The 17,290-nt window shown below is 66.4% G+C and carries 12 protein-coding genes; 8 read left to right on the top strand and 4 right to left on the bottom strand.

All coding sequences use genetic code 11. From position 1 onward, the window contains the following. The first annotated feature begins 227 nt into the window (after positions 1–227). The 3 genes from ACOGXE_RS07595 to ACOGXE_RS07585 all read left to right on the top strand — a co-directional run bounded on the left by ACOGXE_RS07595 (position 228) and on the right by ACOGXE_RS07585 (position 7,683). The gene (locus tag ACOGXE_RS07595; protein WP_419933341.1) at positions 228–1,412 is read left to right on the top strand and encodes a tyrosine-type recombinase/integrase; all 1,185 of its coding nucleotides are present in this window, start codon (positions 228–230) and stop codon (positions 1,410–1,412) included. A gap of 328 nt (positions 1,413–1,740) precedes the next feature. Beyond that, a complete protein-coding gene (locus ACOGXE_RS07590; RefSeq protein ID WP_419933489.1) occupies positions 1,741–4,593 on the top strand; it encodes a cell wall-binding repeat-containing protein in 2,853 nt (950 codons plus the stop codon). A gap of 252 nt (positions 4,594–4,845) precedes the next feature. Next, positions 4,846–7,683, top strand: a complete 2,838-nt coding sequence (locus tag ACOGXE_RS07585; RefSeq protein WP_419933340.1) for a cell wall-binding repeat-containing protein — start codon at positions 4,846–4,848, stop codon at positions 7,681–7,683. Between the two features lie 189 nt (positions 7,684–7,872). On the opposite strand, the gene ACOGXE_RS07580 is transcribed toward ACOGXE_RS07585, so the two are convergent. Beyond that, positions 7,873–8,358 carry a Fic family protein gene (locus tag ACOGXE_RS07580; RefSeq protein ID WP_419933339.1) on the bottom strand — a complete coding sequence of 162 codons (486 nt, stop codon included), beginning with the start codon at positions 8,356–8,358 and terminating at the stop codon, positions 7,873–7,875. A gap of 228 nt (positions 8,359–8,586) precedes the next feature. Between ACOGXE_RS07580 and ACOGXE_RS07575 the strand changes: the two genes are divergently transcribed. The 3 genes from ACOGXE_RS07575 (at position 8,587) to ACOGXE_RS07565 (ending at position 11,919) form a co-directional block, all read left to right on the top strand. Continuing rightward, the gene (locus tag ACOGXE_RS07575) at positions 8,587–10,302 is read left to right on the top strand and encodes an ATP-binding protein (protein ID WP_419933338.1); all 1,716 of its coding nucleotides are present in this window, start codon (positions 8,587–8,589) and stop codon (positions 10,300–10,302) included. Positions 10,303–10,432: 130 nt separating this feature from the next. Next, positions 10,433–10,621: a nucleotidyltransferase domain-containing protein gene (locus ACOGXE_RS07570; protein ID WP_419933337.1), complete on the top strand. Its 189-nt coding sequence runs from the start codon at positions 10,433–10,435 to the stop codon at positions 10,619–10,621. A 38-nt stretch (positions 10,622–10,659) separates the two neighbouring features. Beyond that, positions 10,660–11,919, top strand: a complete 1,260-nt coding sequence (locus tag ACOGXE_RS07565) for an ATP-binding protein (protein WP_419933336.1) — start codon at positions 10,660–10,662, stop codon at positions 11,917–11,919. Positions 11,920–12,106: 187 nt separating this feature from the next. On the opposite strand, the gene ACOGXE_RS07560 is transcribed toward ACOGXE_RS07565, so the two are convergent. Beyond that, the gene (locus ACOGXE_RS07560) at positions 12,107–12,772 is read right to left on the bottom strand and encodes a helix-turn-helix domain-containing protein (protein WP_419933335.1); all 666 of its coding nucleotides are present in this window, start codon (positions 12,770–12,772) and stop codon (positions 12,107–12,109) included. 236 nt (positions 12,773–13,008) lie between these two features. Here ACOGXE_RS07560 and ACOGXE_RS07555 point away from each other — a divergent pair, with 236 nt between their 5' ends. Then, positions 13,009–15,900 carry a cell wall-binding repeat-containing protein gene (locus tag ACOGXE_RS07555; protein WP_419933334.1) on the top strand — a complete coding sequence of 964 codons (2,892 nt, stop codon included), beginning with the start codon at positions 13,009–13,011 and terminating at the stop codon, positions 15,898–15,900. A 222-nt stretch (positions 15,901–16,122) separates the two neighbouring features. Beyond that, on the top strand, positions 16,123–16,476 hold the full coding sequence (locus ACOGXE_RS07550; protein WP_419933333.1) for a hypothetical protein: 354 nt from the start codon (positions 16,123–16,125) through the stop codon (positions 16,474–16,476). Between the two features lie 70 nt (positions 16,477–16,546). Here ACOGXE_RS07550 and ACOGXE_RS07545 read toward each other — a convergent pair whose 3' ends face one another. Both ACOGXE_RS07545 and ACOGXE_RS07540 read right to left on the bottom strand, forming a co-directional pair. Next, entirely contained in the window at positions 16,547–16,933 is a 387-nt protein-coding gene (locus ACOGXE_RS07545; RefSeq protein ID WP_419933332.1) for a type II toxin-antitoxin system VapC family toxin, read from the bottom strand. Beyond that, positions 16,930–17,169: a hypothetical protein gene (locus ACOGXE_RS07540; protein WP_419933331.1), complete on the bottom strand. Its 240-nt coding sequence runs from the start codon at positions 17,167–17,169 to the stop codon at positions 16,930–16,932. The genes ACOGXE_RS07545 and ACOGXE_RS07540 overlap by 4 nt, the downstream gene beginning before the upstream one ends. Positions 17,170–17,290: the final 121 nt, after the last annotated feature.

Raw genomic sequence — 17,290 nt, 5'->3', positions numbered from 1 at the left:
GAACGCCTGCCCCGCCGCTTCGAAGAGGTAGTCAAGGTTATGTTTCTCCTTGTTCCTCGCGTCGAACTACCCATCGATGTGAGGAATTCCCGATAACCGCAGGTCAACGATCAGACAATCGAACGACTGACGACAACCCGTTCCCAACCGACACGCGATAATCACCATTATTAGGGGGCACGACGGGGAACCCGAGGGGTCCAGCGGGGAACCCGAGAGGCACACACGTGGCACAGCCAGGCAGACTCAACGCAGCCGACATCCAGCACGCACCGCCGGGGAAGCACGCCGACGGCGGCGGGCTCACGCTCGTGGTCAAGCCGTCGGGCCGGCGCTCGTGGGTGGCCCGGATCACCACCGACGGCAAGCGCCGCGACATCGGGCTGGGCGCCTACCCCACCGTCAGCCTCGACGAGGCCCGGCTGCGCACCGCAGAGCTGCGGGCGCGGGCCCTGCTTGCCGACGCCCGCCACGTGTCGGCCCGCAACCACCAGATCGCCGCCGCGCCCACCTTCGCCCACGCGGCGGCAGCAGTGCATGCCCTCAACGCGCCCCGCTGGCGCAACCCGCGCCACGCCCAGGAGTGGCTCGGCTCGCTGCACCGCCATGCCGAGCCGCTGATGGATCTGCCGGTCGACCGCATCACCCGAGCCGACGTGCTCGAGGTGCTGCACCCCATCTGGCACGACAAGCCCGAGACGGCCCGGCGGGTGCGCCAGCGCATCCGCACTGTCCTCTCTTATGCGATGGCGCTGCACGAGCACATCCCGTCCAACGCCGCCGGCGACGGCATCGACGCCGCCCTGCCGCCGATGCCCCGGGTCCGCAATCACCAGCGGGCACTGCACTACCGCGGGGTGCCCGGGGCGCTCACCAGGGTGGCGGCCTGCAATTCCTCCAGCGCAGCCAAGCTCTGCCTGCGGTTCCTGGTGCTGACAGCGGTCCGCTCGGCCGAGGCCCGGGGTGCCCGCTGGAGCGAGATCGAGGACGCAGACGCGGCCTGGCGCATCCCCGGCGAGCGCATGAAGTCGGGCACCGAGCACCGTGTTCCCCTCTGCGGCCAGGCCCTCGAGGTGCTCGAAGCGGCCCGCGAGCTCGACGACGGCTCAGGCCTGGTGTTCCCCTCCCCGCTCAAGCCGGGGAACCCGCTGAGCTGGCAGACACTGCTGAAACTGCTGCGCACCAACGGTCTCGACTGCACCGTGCACGGGTTTCGCTCGTCGTTCAAGACGTGGGCCATCGAGGCCACCACCACACCGTGGGCGGTGGGCGAGGCGGCGCTGGCCCATGTGGTGGGAAACACCACCGAGGCCGCCTACGTGCGAGGCGACCTGTTTGAGCAGCGCCGCGAGCTCATGGCCGCCTGGGCCGACTACGTCGCCCCCCGCCCCCGCCGCCGCAAATCCACCTGATGCCGTGCTGGCACCGATGCAGTTACCGGCCCGTCGTGGCACCTCGAAAATCGGGGAGAAATTCCCCTATGACGCGGCGGGCAAGACCGTTACACTGGACCTGTTCCGCGTACCCCCGGTATGCGGAACAAGCAGGTGGGGCTCATCGCAGGCAGTAATGCCGAGGTGAGCCCTTCAACCGGTCGGCGCTGTCACAAACCGCGGCGACGCGGGGTTTGACAATGCAGAGCGGGAGCATCTCCCGTCGTACAGAACAAGGAGAAAAGGAACCTTGACTATCCGAACGAAGCGGCGGGGCAGGCGTTCCCTCGCAGCGATCTTGGCGGCGATGCTTATGGCGTCGGTGCTAGCGGTCGTAGCGGGGACTCCGGCCCAGGCCGCAAACACATCAGGTGAGTACCTCACCGCCGCAGGCGCACGCGAGTTCGCCGGTAGCGACCGCTACCAGACGGCGCTCAAGCTCGCCACCCGCTTCGCGGACGACCGCGGCGGCATCGGCTCGGTCTCGAGTGCGTTCGTCGCATCGGGCGAGTCGCTGGTTGACGCCGTGTCGGTCTCCGGTCTTGCGGGCTTCATGGACGCCCCGGTCCTGTTGACGCGGTCGGGCTCGCTGCATGGCGGCGTGGCCGACTTCCTCGAGGACTACGGCATCGGCAACATCTACGTGCTCGGCGGCGAGGCTGCCGTCAGCGGCGGAGTGGAAGATGCCCTGAAGGGTCTGGCCCACGGTCCGAATGTGAACCGCATCCAGGGCGACACCCGCTATGACACTTCGGCTGCGATTGCGTCGAACCTGTCGGGCGAGTCGTGGTGCGGCACGAACGAGAACTCAGCGATTGTTGTGAATGGCTCCGATGACGAGCTCTTCAACGCTGTGGCGATCGGCCCGGTGGCGAACCGTCTCGAGCTTCCGGTGCTGCTGACTGCTGGCGACGATCTCGTCGACGCTGTGATCAGCTACATCGACGCTCAGGACGTCGAGCATGTCGTGGTGGTCGGCGGCGAAGGCAGCGTGTCTGCTGACGTCATGACCGCGCTGGGCGATGCTGGCGTCGACACGGTCGAGCGCATCGGCGGTGACTCCGCTGGTGAGGTGTCGGTCGCGATTGCCGGCGTGATCGCTGGCGACTGCGCTGATGACCTCTCGCCGGTGTCCGGCAACACGGTGGCGCTGATCAACAGCGACAGCGTGATCGACGGCATCCCGGCTGCTCCGGTGCTCGCTGACGACCTCGACCAGCTTGGCGGCGGTCTGATCCCGATCCTTGCGGTCGGCGACACGCTGCCCGCTTCGGTGCGCGACCACCTCGCTGGAACGCCAGAAGAGGACGCCAACGGCAACAAGGTCCACCTGCGGGTCCTGGCTGTCGGCGGCACCGCTGCAGTGAGCGATGCGGTCATGTCAGCAGCGGTAGACGCTGCTGCCTCGGCTGACGCACTGTCGGTCACCATCAGCGGCGCTGCAGACAAGGCAGACGCCGGTCTGGCAGCGGCTCGCGGCGGCAGCACCATCTACCTGCACTTCAGCGACGACATCTCCCGTGAGGCGAATGCGAACCTTCGCAACAAGCTGGAGGACGTCCTGCAGATCAACGGCGTGCCTGCCGACGTGGCAACCGATGCCCCCGGCACCGCTGCGCCGTGCGATCCCGACACCGTGACGGTGACGCTGGAGCGCACCCTGAAGGCCAACGACGTGATCTCCGTCGTTGAGGGCACAGTGCTGGTGGGCGCCGACGGCGACCGCCGGCCCGTGCAACCGACTTCGGCAACCGTGCCTGCGGCTGCGGTCGACACCCAGCGTCCGACGATCCGGATTGTCGCCATCCGTGGCCACAATGCGGTCTACGGCTTGGTGTCTGACGACACAGGGCTGGCGAACGCCGGTCTCGCGTCGGGGTCGCTGACTGATGCCAATGGCGAGGCTCTCTTTGAGGTCACCGCCGGCGACGTTGGTGTCACCGGAGTGACTGTGACAGGTGTCGACTTCACTGATGGCGATACCACCAACGACAAGAGTGCGCTGCTGACGTTCGCCCTCGGCGACGACCCGAACAGGGACGGCACCCAGGTCGGCGTGATCGATGCCAACGACCGCTTCCGGGCGAACCGCGGCGCGATCACCGACACCCGGACGCCGGAAGCCAACCAGAGCCAGGTCACCACTGGCGTGCCGGTGGCTCCCGTCAGCCAGCTGCGAGTGAGCAGCGTGCAGATGAGCAGCCTGGACCACAACATGCAGGCCATTGCGCCGATCCCGTCGGCGCACCAGGGCGCTGCTGCTCCGACGGATGCCCGCAGCGCCACGCAGGCACAGGCCAATGAGGCCGTGTGGCTGCAGGCCAAGGCTGACGGTGCTGCGGCTGGTGCGTTCGGCAACGGCTGGACCATCCGTGGCGACCGGGCGAGCACGTGGGACGTGAAGAAGGACGCCGACATCGACGTCTTCGTCAGCACCACGGATCGTCGCATCGTGTTCCGGATCGTCAACGGCGAGCCGACGTTCGCTGACCTGAAGGCTGCCCTGGAGGGCAACGCGACGGTCAACAGCCTGTTCAACGTCCTCGTGGACAACTCGTACCTCGACGACAACACGGACACCTGCAAGGCTGCGAACCACAAGCTGATGCATGCACTGCTTCCGGTGTCGACTGCCGAAGACGCAGGCGACGGTGACGATGTCGCCACGCTGGCTGGCGGCAATACCCGGGCGAACCTCAGGGTGACCTTCAACGGCTACGTCGAAGACATCACCGCTGATCAGTCCGGGCGTCTGATGACACACGTGCTGGCTGGCGCGCTGACGCGTGCGCAGGCAGCTGGCGTTGCCGATCAGGCGGCCCTGCTGACGGCGCTGAATGCAACGGCCGGTGACTTCACGAAGGATGCTGCTGCTGGCCCGATGCGGACCGGCATGTTCGACATCAGCACGGGCAATGCTGCGGCACTGCCGAAGGCGCGGGACATCGTTGATATCCCTGACGGCTTCGACAAGAACGCTGACGGCACCCCGGTTGACAGCGATACCAGCACCACCACCGTCATCGACCGGCAGGACAGCACCGGTAACAACTCGGTGGCCAACGGCTACGGCGACACTGCCGCTGGCGACAACGACTTCAACTACGGTTCGAAGATCCGCATCGCCATGAGCGCCAGCGTCCCTGCGCCCACCGGCTAGGAGCTGGTTGCACAGTTGACCTAAACCGCTCGGGCGGCTCGCCCGCCCGACCGGAACAGCAAAACTGAGAGGAGCCCCGGGGCATCCGCCCCGGGGCTCTTCGCGTCCCCCCAGCCGGCCCCAAGCCGCTGCAAGAACGGTCAATTCCTGAAATCACACGGAAAGGAGTGGAACAAGGAGAAACACACCTTGATTACCTATTCGAAGCGGCGAGGCAGGCGCTCTCTCGCAGCGATCTTGGCAGCGATGCTCATGGCATCAGTGCTGGCAGTCGTAGCAGGGACACCGGCCCAGGCCGCAAACACATCGCGAGAAGTGCTGGACGACCACGACAGAGATCCGAGCACTGCCGAAGTACGGCAGTTCGCCGGTACCGATCGGTACGCAACCGCGCTGGCTTTGGCGAAGGCATTCGCGGGGCAGGTGGGCGGTATCGGCTCAGTGCCTGTGGCGTTCGTCGCCTCGGGCGAGTCACTCGTTGATGCTGTCGCCGTGTCCGCGCTGGCTGGCGACGAGGACGCGCCAGTGCTGCTCACCCGAGGCGGGGAACTGCACCGCGGCGTCAAAAACTTCATCGAGGACTACGGCGTGGCGCAGGTCTATGTGCTCGGCGGTCCCGCTGCCATCTCTGACAGCGTTCTGACTGCGATCAGGTCTGCCGTGAACAAGCCAAGTGTTGAGCGAATCGACGGCTCTGACCGCTATGCAACCGCTGCGCAGATTGCATCGCGCATTGCTGTGCCCGGCTCTTGGTGCGGGGACACTGCCGTTGGGGCGATCCTTGCGAACGGCGGAGATGTCAGTCTCGCTGGAGCAACCGCTATCGCCCCAATCGCGAATCGGCTGTCGCTGCCGGTGCTGCTCACACGAGCAGATGAGTTGCCCGACTCGACGCAGGAGTGGATCGAGACGAACGACGTGCGCACCGTTGCAGTTATCGGTAGCGAGACCCATGTCTCACAATCGGTGCGCGCAGCGCTGACCTCGTCGGGTGTTCAGACAATCATCCCGGTTGACGGCGACAGCCCCGCGCAGATGTCGGTTGCGGTCGCGAATCTCGCGCTCAACGAATGCGCGGACGACTTGCTGCCCGTCAACATGATGAGAGCAGCGCTGATCAACAGCAGCGGACACGCTGTGTCGCCGGATGCGATTGCAGCCGCTCCCTACCTCGCCGAAGGGCACTTGGTGCCGGTTCTGTTCGTGAGTGACACGTTGCCAGCATCCGTGCGAGATTGGCTGGCGAGCCGACCCGAAGAAACCACTGGCGGCGACAAGATCGAATACGAACTGCTCGCCATCGGCGGCTACAGCGCAGTCAGTGCCCAGGTGATGGCGGACGCTTTGGCGGCATCGGCATCGGCGGATGCGCTTACCGTGAGCATCACCGCTAGCGCAGCCGACACCCCCGACGGCATGAAGCCTCCAGCAGCGACCGCAACAGTGTTCACGCTGCGGTTTAGCGACGCCGTCAATCTCAGTGCGGTGCAAGACCAAATCGGGGAACTGGTCACCGTCAACGGCGTACCCATCTCCACGACCGGCACCGATGTCGCCGCAGCAGTCGTCGACGCGTCAGCGGCCGGCTCATGCGACGTGCGCAAGGTCACCGTGACGTTGGCCGATGTCCTTGAGAGCGGCGACACACTCGCCATCCAAGCTGCTGCCGTGGGCGCTAGTGAGGACAAGCGCAAAGTCACGCCGACCGAGATCACGATCGCGACAGCTCCCGGCGACACGACCGGCCCGGACATCAGCGTGGTCGCCGTGGAGGACAAGCGCAGTGAAGGTGCGGTCGGTCTGGTGTTCCTCAATGTCGTCTCCGACGACATCGGTACGGGACCCGGCGACGGTGTGATCGTCACACGCGACGACACCGCGACTCGGAACGCTGACGAACGCGAAATCCGAGTCACCCGCAGCGGTGGCCCAGCACTCGGTCCTGATGCTGGAATCACCGTCACCGCGACGACCGCTACTCCCCATGCGGCAGCGGTCGACGTCGAGGCCGACAATCCGCTCAAGGCAGGCGACACGATTCTCGTCAGCAGCGATGCGCTGCGCGACGTGGACAACAACAAGAGCGGCCGCGCGATAGCAACCGTGGATGCCGCCCGGAACAGCCCCGAACTGCGGCGCGTCTACATCAACGTCAAGACCCACGCCTCGGCCACTGGCCTTGTGGCTGCAGAACAGCTTGACGATGACTCAGCGGTCGCTGGCACTGGAGTCGGGAGCATCACCATCAAGGCCAAAGCCGACGGAGATGCGGCCGGCGCCGACGGTAACGCCTGGACCGTGACTATCCGTCGCCACAGCGGCTACGACCCGGCCAAGAAGGCCGACGTTGCTGTAGCGGTTGATGACAGAGGTAAGCGAGTCGTCGCGACCATCCTCAACGGACGGCCCACTTACGGCATGCTCAAGGCAAAGCTCGATGCGCACAGCGGCTTTGCTGCCCTGTTTGAGGTCACGCTCGGTGGCTATGACGATGACGATGACGCCACTACATGCTTGGCGGCATCTGACACGCTGAAACTGCGAGTGCCGACTGCCGGTAACGGCGCCACGATCGACATTGGCGACACCACCACGACCGGCCAAACGGCTGGTGTCACGCTGGTGGCAATCGAGGCCCACTGGCACACGTCGCTCAGCGCCGCCAGTAGCGAAGGAGAGGGCCTGTTGGCAGCGATTCTGACTGCCGCCAACGCTCGCGCCCCCGGCGATTCTCCCGCCGCTGATGCAGCCCAAACAGCCCTCGGACTGGCCACGCTTGATCCCGATGGCGCAGGCCGCAACGTATGGGCACCCGGAGTGACGCCGACGAACCAGCCCGGCCGTGTCGTGCGTTACATCGGCGTTCTCGACAGCGCGGATACTTGGGCGATCCCGCGGCCCAACAGCAACGGCGACCTCATCCGCTTTGAAGCAGGCAACAACACAACCAACCTGGTTAGCGGCTTCGCTGCGGCCGCAAGCGCGGCAGCGAACGCTCAGGGCGTGTTTGTCCAGCACAACGCAAAGCAGACCGGCCTCTACATCAGCGACCGCGGCAGGATCGCTGACCCGAAGCCGCTCGCGGAGTAGCTGACACGCACCCAGTGTGAGGGCCTGAGGCCCCCGCCCGATGCAGGCATCACATGCGTCCGGGCGGGGGCCTCTCCCATTGTCGGCAGCCCCTAGGCCCGACTCTCGCTTCGGGACGTAGGGGACGCTCGGGTTTCGGCCCCGGGGCTTCTTGCGTCTGTGCTCGGCGGTTGTGGCGTGAGCTGGCCGCTAGCGCCCCGTCGGGCCCCAGAGCCGGATCAGGCTCTCGGCGGCATACCAGCGGCGGGCCCGGCCGACCTGGCCCGTGCGGACCTCGATCTCGGTGAGCACGCTGTGCTCGGCCAGCTTCTCGAGGGCGGTTCTGCCGGTGCGCTCGCTGACGCCGAGCAGGTCGGCGACGTCTGCTGAGTTGACGACGGGGTGCCCGGCAAGGTGGGCCAGCAGCACTCGGGCGGCGCTGTCGCGGCGCAGGATGCGGCTGACCAGCACCCGTCCGAGGCGGCCGTTGCCGTCGCCGTATGGGTGGATCGCCTCGAATTGCGCGTGGGCGATCGCAGCGCGCGACACCGCATCGAGATCGTCAGCGGCATCGGCGAACTGCACCAGGTCTTCCATCAGCCGAGGGATCTCGGCCGGGGGCGGGGGCACGTAGACCGCATCGTGGGGTGACGTGCCGCCGACCCAGCCCTGAGCGGGCCTGAGCACGCCGACCATGTCCGCAGCCAGGTCGATTTCGGAATGACCTGACGCCCGGGGCTCCTCGTGTCACCGCTCGACGGGTTCGAGCAGGAAGCTCGGTATCGGGAAGATTATAAAATCTTCTGTCAAGAAATCACCAACTAGGCGTTTATTCCAGAAGATTGTAAAATCATCCTGTACAAAACTCTTGTATGACAATTCCAGAGGGAAGATATTAGAATCTTCTGGTTGAGGGTGGTGCGCATGGCACGGTCACAGCTTCGTCTGGTTGATATCCCCGACCGTCTCACGGTTGACGAGTTCTGGGATCTCTTCGGCAGCGTCGAGCACGAGACGCTCGATTTCAAGGGCGGGCCCAACGACAGCTTCAAGGAGCTGCTTCCTGCCATGGCCATGACCGAGGGCGGTCTTGCGGTTCTGGGCGTGAGCGATACCGACGACGAGCGCGAGATCACCGGCTGCCCGCTCAGCCAGCGCGTACAAAACAGCATCACTCGCTACGCGAATCAATGCAACGTCCCGGTCGAGCTCAAGGCGTTCGGCGTAGCCGAATTCGAACTGATCGCTGTGGGGATCCCCCGGATCAGCGACCGTATTGTCACGACGCCCGACGGGCGGCTGCTGCGCCGCGTCGGCGGTGATTCGCAGCCGCTCACCGGTGACGCGCTCGCGGCGTTCGTTCGGGACCGGCCCCGCCGGTCGGCGGAGGAAGAGCCGCTGGGACATCGGTTCGACTCAGTCGACTTCGACCTTGAACTCGTCAACTCCGCGCTTGACCGTGATGGGCGGCCCGCTGTCGCCGAGACAGATCTCAGCAGCGCTTTCGTTGACTTGCATCTCGCCGAACGCGCCCCAGGCCCCGAACCGAGCAGCACCGTCGAGGTGACGACCGCAGCAGCGATTCTGTTTGCGCGCGACCCGCGCCGGTTTGTCCCAGGTGCCGCTGTGCAGCTCGTTCGCCGGACTGGGATTGGCCCGACTGCGGGCGCCACTTCGGACCGCCACGAGTGCTGGGGGCCGCTGCAGACTGCCTTCACGTGCTGTGTCGAGTTCATCGACCGGCACACCCGTACCTACGAGACGGTGAGCGGCCTGTTTCGCGAACCCATCCCGGAGTATCCGCATGCCGTCGTGCGCGAGGCACTGCTGAACGCCTTGGCGCACCGCGACTACGGCCTCATCGGGACCACCATCGACGTGACCGTATGGGACGACCGCATCGAGATCCGCAGCCCCGGTCCGCTTCCTGGTCACATCACCGTTGACAACATGCGACGAGAGCACTTCAGCCGCAATCGCCGGCTGATGAGAGCTCTGCGCGGCGTAGGCCTCGTGGAAGAGTTCGGCGAAGGCGTCGACCGCATGTACCACGAGATGGAGGCGCGCCTGATGCCGCCCCCCGAATTCGCTGCCGCCGCCGACTCGGTGACCGTCACCTTGCGCAACCAGTTCCTGGTCGATTTCGAAGAGCAGGCATGGCTGCTTGCGCTGGAGGGATGGCCAGGCTCGGCCGAGGAGCGACGCGTGCTGGTCGAGCTTCGTCGCCGCGGCGAGGCGGCCAAGCGACACCTCGCCGAGGTACTGCCCAATGTCGATCTGGACTACCTGCTCGACCGGATGCGCTCGCACGGCCTTGTCGAACGAGTCGGCCGTGCCGGCGGCACACAGTATCGGCTGTCCGTTGATGTCCTCCGGCGAGCCGGGGCCCCAGCCGAGGCCGAGGCGCGCCTGCACAGCGGCGGACTGCTGCGAGAACTCGAGCGGGTGGGCAGCCTGTCGACAGCCGAGGCGGCGAGGCTGCTCGGCATCGAGCGAGCTGCGGCCCGCAACATGCTCAATGAACTCGTCGCCGCCGGCAGAGTGCGGCCAGTCGGCAACACACGCGCACGCCGCTATTTCATGATCAGCGACGACGCCGACACGGGGACTGCGAATTCGACGCAAGGTCCGAACGCCTAGCCGCATCGCTCCCAGCAGCGCGGTACCCGCACCGGCTCGGAACGCATTCGGGGCGAACGGCTATGGCGGCAACCACGCGTCACCGCTCGACAGTTCGAACTCGTCGGACGGAAGCGTTACATTCGACGGGGTGGGCAGGCGTGAGCAGGTCATCGGCCGGTTCCGGGCGGAGATCCGAGATGCGGCAGCCCGCAACAAAGCAAGCGCGATTGCGCTCGTCGGCTCCGTTGCCCGGGGCGATGATGACGCGCAGAGCGATCACGACTTCTTGGTCGAAGTTGACCAAGAAGTCGTGGTTGTAGTGAGATTGGCGTCGTAACTGTAGTCAAATTGGCGTCGTTATTGTAGTGTCAGCGTGTGAGCTATCTCGCGAGGACCGTCGACGCTGAGCTCGATGCGCTCGGTGATGCACCCGCAGTCTCGATCGAGGGCGCTCGCGGGGTGGGCAAGACCGAGACGGCGCAGCGGCGAGCCCGCACGGTGCATCGTCTTGATGACCCGGGCCAGTTGGAGGTGCTGCGCGGCGAGCCGCGGCGGGTGGTCGAGGGCAACCCGCCGGTGCTCATCGACGAGTGGCAGCGACTGCCGGTCTCGTGGGACCTCGTGCGTCGAGCCGTGGACGACGATCCTTTGCCGGGGCGTTTCCTTCTGACGGGCTCCGCGACCCCGTCAGAGGCGCCCACCCACACCGGTGCCGGCCGCATCATCGCCTTGCACATGCGGCCGCTGTCCATCGCTGAACGCCAGATCGCCCACCCGTCGGTCAGCCTCGCCGAGCTGCTCGCCGCTGGCCCAGCCGCGCTGGGAGGAAACACGCGCATCGGCGTCGAGCAGTACGCCGAGGAGATCGTCTTGTCGGGCTTTCCGGGCATGAGGCGCCACCCGGATCGGGTCCGGCGCGGTCTGCTCGACGGCTACATCGATCAGATACTCAGCCACGATGTCCACCAATTCGGCCACACCTTCCGCGACCACGGCTCGTTGCGCAGGTGGATGACTGCCTATGGCGCGGCGGTGTCGACAGCGGCCTCATTCGAGAAGATCCGCGACGCCGCTTCGGCGGGCGAAGCCGACAAGCCGGCGCGATCGACCACCATCCCGTACCGCTCCGCGCTCGAAGGCTTGCGCATGATCGAGGAAGTCCCGGCGTGGCTGCCGACCCGCAACAGGCTGCGACGGTTGGGCACCGCTTCGGTGCACCAGCTGGCCGACCCGGCGCTGGCCGCTCGGCTGTTGGGTGTCGACGTCGACACACTGCTCGGCGGATCCGGCACCTGGAGCGGCGACGGCACGCTGCTCGGAGCGCTGTTCGAGTCGCTGGTGACCTTGTCGGTGAGGGTGTACGCGCAGGCATGCGAGGCACGGGTTCATCATCTGCGCACCCAGGGCGGCGAGCATGAGGTCGACTTGATCGTGGAGCGCGCCGACGGCGCCGTAGTGGCGCTCGAAGTGAAGCTCAGCGCGGTCATCGGCGACGACGACGTACGGCATCTGCGATGGCTCGCCGATCAGATCGGTCCGCAGCTCCTCGACGCCGTGGTGATCTCGACAGGATCGGATGCCTACCGGCGCCCAGACGGCATCGGTGTGATCCCGGCAGCCCTGCTCGGTCCTTGACCGCAACCGGCGCACGGCGCTGATGGGCGAGGCGACGGGGCGTGAAGCAAGACCATTTGGCCGCCGACCAATGTCCAGTTGCCCGGTTGGATCGCGGCAAGCTCCAGCAACGCCGGCCAGAGAGCTTCATCGATGCCCGGCAGGACGGGAAGCTCAATGGGTTCCCGCTCGATGAGGGTGCGGTCTTTCACGATCTGGCCAGCAGCTCGCGGGCGGCACGCTGGGAGCGGTCGTCGTCTGCCTCGAGCAGATCGACGGCGACGACCGGAGCGGGAGCGACCCGCTGGCCGGCTTCGAATGGCCAGTCGTGGTCGCTGACCACGCGCAGTTGCACATTGGGCTTGTCTGCATCCCCATCGAGAGCGAAGCGATCGGCCAGTTCGGAGACTCGCGATTCGGGTACGTACGCCTCGGCTTGGTCGCTCACGATGAGATCCACGCTGTGGGCACTCAGCGCGCTGACCCCGCTGGCGACCACGGCGGGATGCGAGAGCAGCTCTGAGTGGACTCCTGGATGTGCGTAGAACCAGCGGCGCTGGGCGCGGCTCGACAGGCGCTTGGCAAGCGCTTCGAGTCCGCACTGCAGTCGCTTCTTGGCCCGCGACCGGTCGACCGGCGACGCTCGCACAGCGTCCCCGCTGGCGAGCGCCAGCACATTCCAGGCGGAGGTTGCATTCCACGGCCGGCCGGCCTCTGGCCGAGAGCGCGCAAATCGTTGGACTTCGGCACGATCGAGCACCCATGATCGCCCGATCCGGTGACCGTTCAGCTGACCTGAGGCCACCATCTGGTGGATGCGTCGGGCACTGACTCCCAACCGCCTTGCAGCATCAGCTATCCCAATCGGCTCCATATCATAATACTACTTATTAAGGAAGTAATGTGCAACCACGGAGTACGCGAATTCAAGTGCAAGAAGCACCGCGCAACAGGGCCGAGTGAGTCTGTAACTCAAGCGCCGCAGACCGGACGAGTATCCGCCTGACTCCCTGCATAGCGCCACGACGCCCCGTTCAGTGAGCGGCTGCTATCGGGGTTGTCAGGACCCGAAATCACACGGAAAGGAGTGGAACAAGGAGAAACGTAACCTTGACTACCACCAGATTGCGGCGGGGCAAGCGCTCTCTCGCAGCGATTCTGGCAGCGATGCTCATGGCATCGGTGCTGGCAGTCGTAGCGGGATCGCCAGCTCAAGCCGCAAACACATCTTTCGAGGTCCTGGGCGTCGACACGAACAACGACGGTGTCAACGATGCCCGTGCGTTCGCCGGCCAGGACCGCTACGACACCGCGCTGCGACTGGCGAAGAACTTCGCCGTCTCCAAGGGCGGCCTTGGCGCAGTGCCTGCAGCGTTCGTCGCGTCGGGCGAGACCTTGGTCGATTCCATCTCGGTTGCCGGCCTGGCCGGCTATGTCGACGCTCCGATCCTGCTGACCCGGGGCAGCTCGCTCCACGGCGGGGTCGCCGATTTCATTGAGGACTACGGCGTCAGCACGGTGTATGTGCTGGGCGGCTCGGCGGCCGTGGGCGACGCGGTGGTGACCTCCATCGAAGGCCTGCAGTCGAAGCCGACGGTGACCCGCATTGCGGGACACGACCGCTACGCGACAGCCGCGGCGATCGCCAACATGATCGGCAGCGAGTCGTCGTGGTGCGGTTCGAACGCGGTTGGCGCCGTGCTGATCAACGGCGCCACCGAAGCGATGCCGTTCGGCGTGGCAGTGCAGACGATCGCGTACCGGCTGCAGCTGCCGGTGCTGATGACGACGACCGGCGAACTGCCTGACGCGACGGCGGAGTACATCACCGCCAACGACGTGGAGCACGTGCAGATCATCGGCGGCACCGCAACGGTGTCGGCCGAAGTCGCATCGGCACTGACCACGCTCGGCGTGGACACCGTGGGACGCGTCGACGGCGACTCCGCTGCCGCAGTGTCGGTTGCGCTGGCGCAGATGGCCGGCAACGGCTGCGGCGACGCCTTGGGCCTCGTGTCCACTGACCGGGTCGCGCTGGTTCGCGGCAATCCTGACGGCGTGGTCGGCGCCCCGGTGCTGGCCTCCAGCCTCGCCGGTGGCTACCTGGTGCCGCCGCTGGTCGTCAGCGACAGCCTGCCGGCCTCGGTGCGCGACTACCTCGCCGCGACGCCCAAGACCATCGGCACGAACAAGCTGAACCTGGGCATCGTCGCTATCGGCGGCACTGCTGCGGTCAGCGAAGCCACGATGAGCGCCGCTCTTGAGGCGGCAGCCTCTTCCGGCACACTCTCGGTGCAGATCGGTGCCGCTACCGACACCAATCTGGACGGTGTTGCCAACGCGAGCGATCCCGTGCGTCCTCAGAATGTCGCAGCGGCTTCAGGGAGCGACCCTGCCACCCCGTACTTCACGCTGTACTTCAGCGACGACGTGGACTTCGCCGACACCGCTGCACTGCTGGGCGAACTCCGAGACATCGTCCAGGTGAACGGCGTCCCAGCCGTGGTCAACGCAGTGACACGGAGCACGGCCGGCGGCACCTGCGACAACCGCAGGATCAATGTGACGCTGGGACAGGCGCTCAAGGCAGGCGACACGATCTCGATCGCGGCGTCTGGCCACAAGCTGGGCACCAACACCGACGAGCGCACCATTGCACCTGCGTCTGCGACAGTGATGGCTCCTGCGCCTGATCGTGCGAGGCCGACGGCGACTGTCCTCGGCATCGCGATGGCGGCGAGCGGCGTGACCAATCACGACGCAGACGGCTTTGCGGTGACCTTCAGCGACGCAGGCGGTTTCCCAGCCATGGACGCGAACAGCCTCGATGCTGACGACTTCACGTTCGTGCGGGCATCGGGCCAGACGACTGGAGCCATCGCCGCCAACGGCGTGACACATGGTGCTGTCACGGCAGGTGCCAAGTCGTTCACAGCGACGGTCACCATCGACCGCAATCTGGCAGTAGGCGACAGGCTCGTCGTCAAGCCGGGCATCGTCAGTGACAGGGCCCTGCCGCTGGCCAACACCAACGCCGGCACCTCCGGCAGTGCCATCAAGGCACAGGCGAGCCCGCGCATCACCTCGGTGCTGATGAGCAACCTGCGCCACAGCGCGCAGAACACCTGGTCGGTGCCCTCAGCGCTCGTCGGAGGCGCGACTAGTGGCCATGAGATCACGATCACGGCCAAGGCCAGCGGCGACGCCGCGGGCGCGGCCGGCAACGGCTGGACGATGGTGTTCGACCGGGCCAGCAACCACAACCCCGCTAAGCCGCTGGATATCGACGTGCGCGTTGACACCAAGGGCCAGCGGGTCACGGTGCGGTTCGTCAACGGTCCCGCTACGGCCACGTTGGGTGACCTGCTCGCTGCGCTGAAGGCGAACGCCGACTTCGACGCACGGTTCTCGGCAGGCTTTACCACTTGCACCACAGGACGCGGCACGACGGCGCTCGGCCTGGTCACCACTGCGGACGCCCGGAACTCTGTCGCAGCCGCGTCGAGCCTGGGCCGTACCCAGTTCGCCATCGAGGTGCGCTTCAACGCCTACGTCGACACCGTCACCGATACCGAGCTGCTGGCCGACATCCTGGCTGCCGCAGCTCGGCGAGCGGGCACGACGAACGACGCCAGTGGAATCCGAGCTGCCCCTGCCGGTGCCGATGGAACTCCTGCTGCAGGCGGCCTCGACCTTGCGAGCCCGACTGCGCCCACCGGCCCAGTGACGCTCGTGCGCTACGAGGCGACGACGGCCTTGACCAAGAACCTGCCCATGGCGCGTGACTTGGTGGACACGAAGGCAGGCCATACCGGCGCAGCCGCCATCACCGGGCCGCCGGCCTACCCGGCGATCAGCGCGGTGGCCGCAGTCGCAACCGGCTACGCCGATGACGCTGTCACAGGTGCCGACAACACCGGCGCGCAGGACAAGGTTGACGAGGACAAGAACGGTGCCTCGCAGAACCGGATCCGTGTGTCCAGCAGCGTCAAGGTTCGCTAGGAGCCAGCTGCACAGTTGACCTGAACCGCTCGGGCGGCTTGCCCGCCTGATCGGCCAAGACCAACAACGAAAGAGCCCCGGGGTTTCGGCCCCGGGGCTCCTCGCGTCTCCGGTCTCGATCGGGACTCTGGCGATAAATAAAATACTCTGAAATTCATTTGAATATAAGGACAGCGTCTTTTACGGTGCTTGGCAGTTCGCTGCTGGCACCGGGAGGTCGCCGTGTCTGAAGAAGATCGATCTCGCCTCTACGCTTGGCTGCGTGAACAGACCGACGAGCCGCTGGCGGAGTACCTGATGTCGTGCCTGCCGGTTGCGCCGCTGTCGGACCTGGTGACCAAGCAGCATCTGGAAACCGTGCTCTCGGCAGAGTTCTCCGCGTTCGAGCTGAAGATGGCCGCGCAGCGCGAGGTCGATCGCAAGGAAGCGGCCGCACTGCGCGAGGCGGATCGCGAGGTTGCCGGCAAGCGCCACAAGCTGCTCGTGGGCGCAGCGATCATGCTTGCCGTGGAGATCGTCGCGGCTGAGGCGGGCTGGCTGCGGTGGTTCACCGACCTGCTCGCCAGCACGTTCTGACGCTGGAGCGCGTCGGGCAGGCGCGGCACTGTCCGGGCGTCACCAAACGCGGGGTCGATGCCGGCGAGAGCTAGGCGCTGACGACCTCGAGGCCGTGTTCGCTCGCTGTCTCCGCGAGCCGGGTGTCGAAGGTGACGACTGCTCGTGCTCGGTGGCTGAGGGCGGTATCGAGCACGACGGCGTCGGGAAGCCGCAGCCCGGTCTGGGCTCGCAGCGCCGCCCAGCGCACTGGTGCATCGCGGTCGACCTCGGGAATGTCGAAGGCTGCGCGCAGTCGCAGCACGGCGTCCTGCAGAACGCCCAGGCGGGCCGGTGCGACAAGGCACTCGGCAAGGGTGACCGGGTGCAGCCACACGTCTTCGTCGGCGATGCCCCGATTGATGGCAGCCGCTGAGAGGTGGTCACCGTCACTCGGGTCGCGCAGCGCCACCACCCAGCTTGCGTCGGCGACGATCACGCAGGCCAGTCCTCGGTGCGGTCATACAGCGCAGCCGAGCCGGGCAGCGACCCGGCCAGATCGGCTCGGGCATCGGCGCGCGCAGCGGGCGAGCGCCCGCCCCGGGCCCAGTCCAGCAGCACGAGCTGGACGAGTTTCGCCCGGGGCACGTCGGACCAGCGCTGCGCCGCCGCGTCGAGCACGTCGGCGATCTCGTCGGTCTCGGTCACCGGGTGACGGGGCCTCGTGGTGGGCACCACGAAAGTGTAACACTAGGTATCGCACCTGATCGTGCGGCCCACCGCCTGCGCGCCGAGCCGCGAGCGCCGCCGATAACGGCTGCGATATGAGAGGCTGGGAGTCTTGCCGGTGCCGCAG

The sequence above is a fragment of the Candidatus Poriferisodalis sp. genome, from assembly GCF_965208555.1.
In the GTDB taxonomy this organism is placed as follows: Bacteria; Actinomycetota; Acidimicrobiia; order Acidimicrobiales; family Poriferisodalaceae; genus Poriferisodalis.
Note: the sequence above shows the minus strand (reverse complement) of the source record. Positions and strands in the feature narration are given on the sequence as shown.

Excerpts from the sequence above, each read along its gene's own strand:
- ACOGXE_RS07590 (WP_419933489.1), top strand. The coding sequence starts at position 1,741 with ATGCTTATGGCGTCGGTGCTAGCGGTCGTAGCGGGGACTCCGGCCCAG.
- ACOGXE_RS07585 (WP_419933340.1), top strand. The coding sequence starts at position 4,846 with ATGGCATCAGTGCTGGCAGTCGTAGCAGGGACACCGGCCCAGGCCGCA.
- ACOGXE_RS07580 (WP_419933339.1), bottom strand. The coding sequence starts at position 8,358 with ATGGTCGGCGTGCTCAGGCCCGCTCAGGGCTGGGTCGGCGGCACGTCA.
- ACOGXE_RS07575 (WP_419933338.1), top strand. The coding sequence starts at position 8,587 with ATGGCACGGTCACAGCTTCGTCTGGTTGATATCCCCGACCGTCTCACG.
- ACOGXE_RS07560 (WP_419933335.1), bottom strand. The coding sequence starts at position 12,772 with ATGGAGCCGATTGGGATAGCTGATGCTGCAAGGCGGTTGGGAGTCAGT.